Origin of the sequence: Fibrobacter sp. UBA3629 (assembly GCF_002374005.1) — a bacterium.
Taxonomy (GTDB): domain Bacteria; phylum Fibrobacterota; class Fibrobacteria; order Fibrobacterales; family Fibrobacteraceae; genus Fibrobacter.
On record NZ_DFLC01000038.1, the window covers coordinates 21775 to 32026 of the forward strand.

The window sequence follows — 10252 nt, forward strand, 5'->3', positions numbered from 1 at the left end:
AAGGCGAAACTCCACAGGTTTTAACCGATGGAGGCTGTTATGGCTATGAAGCAATCATTTGCGGTATTTACCCGCCTGTCACCCTGGAGCATAGCGATAGGGGCCGTGTTCACTCTATTCTTTGCCGCTTGTGGAGACAGCGGGAGCAGCAGTGACACCCCCGAAAAGGTCGTGTTAGTTTCGTCTATCGATGACCTCGATGACTGTTCGGACGACCTAGAAGGCGATACGGTCTTTGTCAGGAGCGAAAAGGCCGACTTTGTCTGTGTAGGCGGTAAATGGACAAACTACGATTCATTAGATTCCAGCAATCGCGACACCCCCATCATCGAGTCTGACTTGGTTGTAGCAACCTTCGACGATCTTCCTGTTTGCACAGTCAAGCGCGAAGGTGTAACCACCTATATAAAAGACGAAAAAAAGGCATATGTCTGTACCGACGGCAACTGGAAAGAAGATGTCAAAAAAACAGACGATTCTTCGTTGAGTCTTTCTTGTTCTTCAATTACGCAATCAAGCAGTTCTCTTGACACTCCCAGTAGCAGTTCTGCGAAATCTAGTAGCAGTCAGAAGCCTAGATCTTCGTCGAGCCATATCCCAGAAACAGCCAATGCAACTACGGGAACCATGACAGACTCCCGCGATGGACAAGTATACAAGATTGTGACAATTGGCAAGCAAGTATGGATGGCGCAGAACCTCAATTACGAAACGGACGCTAGCTATTGTTACAAAAATCAGAGTGACAACTGCAACAAGTACGGGCGGCTTTACACATGGGCAGATGCGATGGATAGCGCAGGCACATGGAGTTCGAATGGAGCAGAATGTGGTTATGCAAAAACATGTTCGCCAATATACCCCGTACGTGGAGTTTGCCCCAAAGACTGGCATTTACCGACATATTACGAATGGGAATCGTTGTTTTCTGCTGTCGGAGGAAGTTCTGGTGCAGGCTTGATGCTAAAATCTGTTTCTGGCTGGGTAAATGGAGGCAATGGCACAGATGAATTTTCTTTTACGGTATTGCCTGCGGGCATTGGACAAACATACGGGAGTGGCATCCTTGAGGGCAATAAAGCGCCTTTTTGGATTCCTACAGAGAAAAAAGGGGATGAAAGGCTCAATGCGGATTATGTCTATTTCTCCTCTGGCTCCGACAATGCAATCAGAGCTTCACATCCTAAGAGTAATGCTTTTTCAATCCGCTGTGTCAAAGACTAATACCAAAGCCTAATAGTCAGCCCACAAAGTGCATCTTTAAAAAGCGAATTTAAATAGGAAATCTGTCATGAAAGCCTACAAAAGAACCCCCAAAAGCGTCATTGCTACCCTGAAGTCGTTTCAGGGGCTGGTAACCCTCTTCGCTATTCTCCTTGCCGCCTGCGGGGGAGACAGCGGTTCGGGAGCCAAGGCCCCTGAGCCAGCCGAAGGGGCCAATGATGGCCGCGAAGTGGCGACACTTGTCGACATGGGCCGTTGCACCAGCGAGCGCGAGGGCGATACTGTCTATGTCGCCGAAAAGTTGACGGACTACCTTTGCCAAAACAAAACGTGGGTGGATCTAAGCGAAGTCTCATCGGATATGTCCTCTGGCAACACGGATTCCGACACTAAGTCCAGCAGCAGTAAGGGGACGGGATCCTCCGATGAAACAGACCCGAGTTCCTCCGACAGTGATACGGATACACCCGAAGGCTTTGTCCGGGAGAACATTTCCGTAACGGGTGTAGCGCAGAAAGGGCCTTTCAAGTTTGGCTCACCGCTGAACCTGTATGAATTAAAGAAGAACCTGACCCCTTCTGGAACCGTTTACAAGGACGAAATCTCCAGCAACAAGGGCGACTTCGTGATTCCCAAGGTGAGCCTCGCTTACCCCTACGCAAAGCTTGAAGTCCGCGGCCTTTACAGGAACGAGGTAACGGGCGAATGGTCCACCGATTCCATGACGCTCCGTGCCTTGACCGACTTTTCTGAAGAACGGACAGACGTAAACATCAACCTGTTGACCCACCTGGAATACGACCGTGCTCTTTATCTGGTGCAGGAGAAGGGCTACAGCGTTTATGCCGCGAAAAAGCAGGCAGCGCAAGAAATTATGACGGCATTTGAATTTGCGACCGCCGTGACCTATTCCGAGGATTTCGCCATTTTCCAGAACGAGGGCGTGAGCGCGACCACCAGCGCGGGCAATGCAACCCTCCTTGCGATTTCGGCGCTGGTCATGGGCAACCGTAGCGATGTCGAGATTCAAAATACCATAGACAAGTTTATTGCTGACATCAAGACCGACGGCGAATGGAATGACTTGCAGACAAAGGCATCCATGGCGGACTGGGCTTATGACTTTAACTATAGCACCATTAAGGCTTCCGTGAAAAGCTGGAATATCCTGGATATCCCCGCTTACGAGACCTACCTGGACATCTATTGGAACAACATATATGGGCTGGGTGGATGCTCTGTCAACCGTAAGGATGTTGTTGCCCCGAACAGCAACAAGTTGAGCAAGAATTACAACAAGTATTTTATCTGTAACGGCAGCCAGTGGGTGGCTGCGACCACCTACCAGAAGGACACTTACGAATGGGCTACAGGTAAAACAGGCGAGTACAAGAAAGGCAATGTGACAGACTCCATATATGTTTACAACGACACTAAATGGGAAGTTTCTGAAAGGGAAACCACCATCGGACTCTGCCAAAATAGTAACGCAGGTGTGGTAAGTAAATTTAACGGCACATATTACATTTGCAAGAACAACGCCTGGGGAACAGCGACCGTGCTGGAATATGACACCTATGGATTGACGGGCGTAGAGGGCGATGTAAAGGCGGGCGTAGTCAACAAGGACAAGTATTACGTTTACGAAAATGGGGCATGGAGAGCCGCCGCCAATGACCAAGAAATCGCTTTAGGCGTATGCACTACGGCCCGTGAAGGTGTGGTTGCTAAAGACGGCGACACGTATTATATCTGCAAGTCAAAAACATGGGCAACGGCAACGACTTTGGAATATGATACATATGGATGGAATGCTGGTACAGAGGGTGAGGTTAAAGCGGGCAGCGTGAATACTGATAACTACTATGTGTATGAGAATGGAATGTGGCGTGCTTCTGCCAATGCGATAGAAAACAACTTAGGAGCGTGTGTGACAAGTAGAGAAGGAGAAAAGCAAATATTGAACAGCAAGTATTATATCTGTGAAAATAAAAACTGGAAACAGATTTCTGCTGAAGAATATGGACTCGGATATTGTTCTACAGCGAATGAGGGCGTTGTTGATAAAATGAATGGCGTGTATTATATCTGCAAGTCAAAAAATTGGACTAAGGCAACTGTCCTAGAATATGATACTTATGGTAAAACTTGCTTAATGGACGGCTCGATTATTGATGGTGAAGTTGTTGCTTCAAATAAATATGTTTGCGATGCCAGTGCATTTAGAATCGCCAATAGACTTGAAAAAAATCTTGATAAAGGCTGCGTTAGTTATACAGAAGGGGATGAAATAAGAAAAACGCTATCCGCAACACATGATTCTGTATATCATTGCAAGAATCTAGAATGGAAGGGAACAATAGAATTTAAAGAATACGGGTTTATGGTTGATTCAAGAGATAATAGGACATACAAAACTGTCATCATCGGAAACCAAACATGGATGGCGGAAAACTTAAATTACTATTACAAGTACGCTAGTTATTGTTATGACAATGATGCAAATAATTGCAGTATATATGGAAGACTTTATAGTGCACATATTTCGAACTTTGATTCCATTTGCCCTAATGGTTGGCACATACCCGATACCACAGAATGGAGGGTCTTGTTTGATGCTGTTGGGGGGCAATCTATCGCAGCCAAGGTTCTCAAATCACTGAATTGGAATAGCGGAAATGGTACGGATATCTATGGTTTCGCCGCGTTACCAGCGGGTTATACGAGTAATTATGGATATGATATTTACGAAGGTGAAGCAGCCTTTTTTTGGAGTGCTCCGGGCAACACGTCCTACAGAAGAGGCGTAAACATGTACAACAACAGAGATGATGCTGTTTCGGCCTCTGGAAGTGCCATTGAACACAGATCTGTACGCTGTATCAAAAATTAATCTAATCTAAGGCTTTTGTCTAAGGAGTTGAATCAAGCCATACACAATAAGAGACGCAAACATGTGTACCGATACTGAACTTGCTGCGGCTTTTTCATTGCTGAGCCATAAACACTTGCCAGTTCTTTGCAAATTGAGAGATTGGCTCAATAATGTATTCTGTGATTCTGAAATAGGATTTTTTACTTCAGAAAATAAAGACAATCGCAGGCTATATTTGGCATACTATTTTAAATGTAGCGGAACGGAATACAAATTTGTTATTTGTCTCAATCAAGAAGATTTGAAGGGGACGTTCTTTCATTTGGGATTTAGGCGAAAAGATAATCACAAAATTGATAATCCGACAGATGTTGCTAATTGTCAGCAAATTCTTAATGCGGTCAATGCTAGCCTCAAAACAAATTATGGATTAAATTGTTGTGGCAAAACACTCTATTTGAATCCGTTGTCTGAATATCAATTAAAGTTTTTTCTTAACGCAGCCCGTTCGTGCATGTCAAAAATACCGAATTTCAAAGGCGATTGTAAAAACGGATTCTTCACCCTAACAAAAGCCAAGGAAATCGTCAAAAATTTGTAATATAGCCTAGGTTAAGCCTAGAGAGAATCTCTAGCACTCCGTTCTATATTTTTTTGACAATTTTTCATCCTTAATTTAAACATGAACAAACTTGCATTTTTAGCCCTACTCCTATTCGCAACGGCTTTTTCATTCGCCGAAGAGACTTTTGCGGAAGTAACCTATGCAGAAACAACCTATGCTGAGGAAACTTTCGCAGAAATAACCTACGCAGAAATGACTTTCGCCGAAGAAGTCATTTCTTCTAGCGGCCTGAATTTGCGTGACAAGCATATCGAAAAAATGTCAGTCCAAGAATTGAGAGACCGTTACGAAGGAAAATATGACATCGATTGGGGTAAAGTCGCCGCAAAATTTGGCGTAGGCGCCGCTATCATTGTCATCACGGGAACGGTAAGCGTTGTAGCCGGTGCCACGGGTGCAGAGCCAGTCGCAGCTATTGCATTTGCATCTTGTAAAGGAGCCGCAATTGGCGCAATTTCAGGAGCTGTTGTTGGCGGTGGGCTTGGCGGCTTAATAGAGGCTTTAAAGAGCGGAAATCTTTCCGCCGCACAAAAAGGCGCAATTGAAAGCGCTGCCGACGGTTTTATGTGGGGTGCTGCAATAGGTGCCGTAACGGGTGGTGTAGGTAAGGCTAAGTCTGTAAAAAAGAATCCTTCAAAAGCTAAGGCAGAACCGGTGATGGAACCCAAAAAGATTGCACAGGATATTCAGAGTCCCAACGGTATTCCTAAAAATACAACTTATACTGTAGATGGGTTTGTTGAAAATGGAGCGAAATACACGACAGACCAATATGGTCGTATCAATGAATTTTCAGCCATCTTGAGAAAAACAAATTACAACCCAAGGGGCAGCAAAGGCGTAGAACAAAAAATAGGTCATCAAATGAAATGTGGTGTAGGCGGACATTTAATTGGCAATCAATTTGGTGGTACAGGGGGTTATGAGAACCTTGTTCCTATGAGTTCTTCTGTTAATTCCGGTACTTATAAGTCTCTTGAAAATGTATGGGCAAAAGCCCTAAAAGAAGGAAAGAAAGTTTTGGTTTCTGGGAAACTCCTCTACAGTGGAACATCCTTTGTTCCCACAGAATTTATCATCAATTACATTGTTGATGGTGTTGCTCAGCTCGAAAAGCGTATACCGAATACCTGTCCTTAAACTCAACAAAATTTCACAAACAAAAGGAAGTTGACTCTATGAAAAAAACATGTCTTTCTATAGCGATATTTGCATGCGTTGCCTTTGCTGGCAATATTTTCAATGCAGATGGTTCCATCAACAAGGAATCTGCCGAATATAAAAAAGCGAATGAGAAATGCAATAATGGATGCGATTATGAAGATTGGAGCGTTTCAGACTCGTTGTCATATTCATTAGATGGCAAGACTTTTAGTCGTGGACATATAATAACGGGAAATCAACCATCTGAAAGTCTTCCACTATACATAAAATTTAGCTCAACCATAAAAACAGACCATTGGTTTGAGACTACCCAAACCCTCATTCCTATTGCTATAAAAGTGAATGCAGAAAACGGATTTAAATATTATATGGTATCACAGGGAAATGGAGATTTTTCATGGATTAAGAATGAACGCGAAGGGGTCTATAAATTTCATGCCCTAGGTAATAAAAACGGAATAGAAAGCGAATCTGTTCTAAAACTTTCCTCTATAAAATCTGGTACAGTAAGCATACAGGTCATTTATCTAAACGAATCGCTAAATCGCAGATACGGAAACAAGTACAGCATCTACGTCCACCCCAAGAAATAAAATTTCCAAGATTGTTGAACATTCATTCCCACAATTGTGAAAAATCGGGCCCGACATGCCAATTTGGCCAGCCCAAAAGATATCGGCCTGTTTATATTGAGCAATCCTATTTAATATTTTTGCTACTTTCAACAAAAATATTAAATAAGTGACATTTTTACGCAAAAACACCCAGGTCGATGATTTTCTGCAGGGAGGCTATGGTGTCCTTGTATCTGGTGTTGTCAAAAATAAAGAATCGCGTCACCCCTTCGTAATCCTGCTTGAAAAAGTTCTTTTCGCAGATTTCTTTCAAAAGCCGATTGATATTTATCTCTGGTTTTGCCGAAGGGCAGATGTCTAATGAACGGCGAATTTCGCGAACTTTCTCAAGAAGTTCTTTGAATTGCTCGTCGAATTTAACTAGCGGAAGTATCTTGTGAATATCGTAAATGTGTCGCGATAGACGGCGGGACTTTTGGGTTAGATAATAGTCGCAGATAGCGAATATCTTGTCAATTAAAGTTCGCTCCAAAGCCTGAACGTTCATCATGAACGGTTCCAGTCCGTAATCGCGCAATGAAATATCTTTTGCGTAATCTGCGATGTAGTTCCCTATTGGCATCGCTTTGAACGGAAACACTGCCGTGACAAGGCTTGTTTCAACCTTGACAGCGGGGACGATATGTGCATTGGATTTGCAGAGCGGCTTGTATTCGAATATGTAGTTGTTTATGTCGCGGTCGCTTTGCGTTTTGTCAAAATTAGTAATGACAAGGCCCAATTTGTCGGCGATGGGGGCGATTATGTTGTATTTAAGTTTCTTTCGCCGCGCCGCCCCGATATGCTCCGAAAAGGAAATGTCGATATCTTCCGAGAAACGGTTAATGACCTTCAATGCCTTGGAAAGCGAAGTGCCGCCCTTGAAAACGGCTTTGTCCGACGAGGCCGCAATCTCTTTTAGAATAAGGGAAACGTAGTAGTCCTTTTCGACAACTGCATCCAAGATATTTAAGGAATCACTAACATCTTGAATTATTTTTTTGAAAAGGGGTTTGTCTTCATGCAAGTACATCGTAAAGCCTCAAGTCGTAGATATACTTGTATGTTTTTAGTGGGAAGTTCTCGATGTATTTATCTACGTCGGCGCGGAGAATCTTGTTGCGCAAGATATGCCTGCGGATGATGTCGGGCGCTTCTTCCTCGCAGCAGTAGTCCGTATATTCTTCAACATCTTTAAGCAAGTCTAAAAGTTGGAGTACGTTGCGGTTTTCCTTGGTGACGGCAATCTTGGCGCGACGAATGTAGTATGGAGTGTGTCCAACTTTAACCTCACGGGCGATAGCTGTTGAATTATTAGTTACGATTTCTGCCTTATACGGCACCTGCAGACACAATCCCAACTGGTTAGCGAAGGTGTAACCCGAATAATAACCGTAAATTTCATCGCCATCGGTGATGTACTTGTACTCGGCCACCATGTTCGACGATATGGGGTAGTATTCGTGGTTGGGGTCCGGCAAAAAATAGACCCCCGGTTCAAACCGCGAAAGTTCGCCCGCATCGACCAGTTTCTTGAATTGCTGTCGCAGATTACCAGCCGAAAGCCCGAGTGGTTCGGCGTCTTCGGTGAAAATCGGTTTCCCCGGCCCAAATTTTGATTTCAAGAATTCCAAAAGCATTTTGCACCCTCATTAACACTTTTTAATATATATAATAAAAAAGTGTTTGTCAATGGGTAAAAAAACACCCCCGACACTTCAATGCCGGGGGCGATATTCTCAAAGTGAGCGCAACGCGCGAACGACCTCATACCTCAGAGGCACCGTGCGCCGACCTCACACCTATTTGAACAGATTCTTCATCTTCTCGAGGAAGGATTCTTCCTGTGCGGTTTCCTTGTCGTGCCTGAGTTCCGCGAGTTTCTGGTAGAGTTCCTTCTCTTCGCGGCTCAAGTCCTTCGGGATTTCCACGCCGATGTTCACGTAGAGGCTTCCACGGTCGCCGCGCTTGTTCAGCGGGTACAGGCCCTGTTCGCGCAGGCGCAAGATGCTCCCGGCCTGAGTGCCGGCCGCAATCTTGATCTGCACTTCGCCACCGTCCAGCGTCGGGATTCGCTGCGTTCCGCCAAGCACCAGCTTGTGGACCGGCACCTTGATTTCGCAGTGCAAATCGTCGCCTTCGCGGGTGTAGAAGTCGTCGGGCTTTTCGGCAATGACCGCCAGCAAGTCGCCGCAGGCACCGCCGCGAGGCCCGCAGTTGCCTTCGCCACGCAGGTTCAGGTACTGGCCCTCGGCAACGCCCGCCGGAATCTTGATGGAGATTTCTTCCGTTTCCTGCACACGGCCCTCGCCATGGCAGTTGCTACACGGTTTCGCGATAACTTCACCCGTACCGTTACAGGTGGGGCAGGCGCTCTCGGTAATCATCTGGAAAAATCCGCCTGTAGAGCGGCGCACACGACCCGTTCCATGACAGGTGCTGCATTCCTTGATGTCCTGACCGCCCTTGCCGTTACATTCCGTACACGGCGTGTAGCGTTTCAGGCGAACCTTCTTGGTGCAGCCCTCGAAGATTTCCTTGTAGCTGAGCGCCACCTTGATCTGCAAATCGTTTCCGCGGGGAGGCCCGGCCTTGCGACCGCCACGACGGCTGCCGCCAAAACCACCGAATCCGCCACCGAAAATATCGCCAAAGTTCGCGAAGATATCCTCGAAACTGAATCCCTGGCCGCCGAATCCGCCGCCACCAAAACCGCCACCGGGGGCGTTGAAGCCGAACTGGTCATACTGCTTACGCTTCTCGGGGTTGCTGAGCACATCGTAGGCCTCGGCAGCCTCCTTGAACTTCTCTTCGGCTTCCTTGTCGCCCGGGTTCTTGTCCGGGTGGTACTTGATGGCAAGTTTCTTGTAGGCGTGCTTGATCTCGTCAGCACTCGCGTCCTTGCCGACGCCTAGAACATCGTAATAATCTCTTTTTTCAGCCATAATATGCCTTCGGCTTCACTTCGATTAACAAACTCTATTTACGCAAAAAGGATTGCCCCTTTTTGAGAGGCGAATCCTGTTTGATTTTTTAAGGTTGAAATTAGTCAACCACTTCCGCGTCGACGACTTCCGGGCCATCGCCCTTCTTGTCGTTCTTCGGCTGTTCAGAAGCACCCGGCTGCGGACCCGGCTGAGCCTGGTTTGCACCGGCGGCCTGGGCCATGGAGCTGATCATGCCCTGGAGCTTGTCCATAGCGGCCTTGATCTCTTCCTTGGTGCCGTTGTCCTTCTTGGCCTTGATTTCGTCGATGGCAGCCTGCAGCTGGCTCTTGGTGTCGGCCGGCAACTTGTCGCCAAATTCCTTCAGCTGACCTTCGGCCTGGTAAGCCATCTGTTCGGCCTGGTTCCTGATGTCCACCAGTTCGCGCTGTTCCTTGTCCTTGGCAGCGTTGGCTTCGGCATCCTTCACCATCTTGTTGATTTCGTCCTCGGAAAGGCCGCTGGAAGAAGTAATCTTGATGGACTGTTCCTTGCCGGTTTCCTTGTCCTTGGCAGACACGTGCACAATGCCGTTCGCGTCGATATCGAAGGTCACTTCGATCTGCGGCACGCCACGCGGCTTCTTCGGGAGGTCGGTCAAGTCGAACTTGCCGAGCGTACGGTTGTCGCGGGCAAATTCGCGTTCGCCCTGCAGCACGTGAATCGTCACGGCCGGCTGGTTGTCTTCGGCGGTAGAGAACACCTGGCTCTTCTTGGTCGGAATCGTGGTGTTACGGTCGATGAGCTTGGTCATCACGCCACCGAG

Annotated in this window: 9 protein-coding genes; 5 read left to right on the forward strand and 4 right to left on the reverse strand. The window is 46.5% G+C overall.

The window, feature by feature from the left end:
- The first annotated feature begins 39 nt into the window (after positions 1-39).
- The 5 genes from B2310_RS11555 (at position 40) to B2310_RS11575 (ending at position 6481) form a co-directional block, all read left to right on the forward strand.
- A complete protein-coding gene (locus tag B2310_RS11555; RefSeq protein ID WP_290731732.1) occupies positions 40-1224 on the forward strand; it encodes a fibrobacter succinogenes major paralogous domain-containing protein in 1185 nt (394 codons plus the stop codon).
- Between the two features lie 67 nt (positions 1225-1291).
- Complete coding sequence (locus tag B2310_RS11560; protein WP_290731735.1) at positions 1292-4117, forward strand: fibrobacter succinogenes major paralogous domain-containing protein; 2826 nt, start codon at positions 1292-1294, stop codon at positions 4115-4117.
- Between the two features lie 61 nt (positions 4118-4178).
- The gene (locus tag B2310_RS11565; RefSeq protein WP_290731738.1) at positions 4179-4700 is read left to right on the forward strand and encodes a hypothetical protein; all 522 of its coding nucleotides are present in this window, start codon (positions 4179-4181) and stop codon (positions 4698-4700) included.
- Positions 4701-4781: 81 nt separating this feature from the next.
- Positions 4782-5864 carry a DNA/RNA non-specific endonuclease gene (locus B2310_RS11570; RefSeq protein ID WP_290731740.1) on the forward strand — a complete coding sequence of 361 codons (1083 nt, stop codon included), beginning with the start codon at positions 4782-4784 and terminating at the stop codon, positions 5862-5864.
- Between the two features lie 38 nt (positions 5865-5902).
- On the forward strand, positions 5903-6481 hold the full coding sequence (locus tag B2310_RS11575) for a hypothetical protein (RefSeq protein ID WP_290731743.1): 579 nt from the start codon (positions 5903-5905) through the stop codon (positions 6479-6481).
- 157 nt (positions 6482-6638) lie between these two features.
- On the opposite strand, the gene B2310_RS11580 is transcribed toward B2310_RS11575, so the two are convergent.
- The 4 genes from B2310_RS11580 to B2310_RS11595 form a co-directional block, all read right to left on the reverse strand.
- Positions 6639-7535 carry a nucleotidyl transferase AbiEii/AbiGii toxin family protein gene (locus B2310_RS11580; protein ID WP_290731746.1) on the reverse strand — a complete coding sequence of 299 codons (897 nt, stop codon included), beginning with the start codon at positions 7533-7535 and terminating at the stop codon, positions 6639-6641.
- Entirely contained in the window at positions 7522-8142 is a 621-nt protein-coding gene (locus B2310_RS11585) for a DUF6088 family protein (RefSeq protein ID WP_290731749.1), read from the reverse strand. Before B2310_RS11585 ends, B2310_RS11580 begins: the two co-directional genes overlap by 14 nt.
- 162 nt (positions 8143-8304) lie before the next feature.
- Positions 8305-9447, reverse strand: coding sequence for a molecular chaperone DnaJ (dnaJ, locus tag B2310_RS11590; RefSeq protein WP_290731752.1), 1143 nt, complete (start codon positions 9445-9447; stop codon positions 8305-8307).
- A 100-nt stretch (positions 9448-9547) separates the two neighbouring features.
- A partial coding sequence (locus B2310_RS11595; protein WP_290731755.1) for an Hsp70 family protein occupies positions 9548-10252 on the reverse strand: 705 nt, incomplete at its 5' end.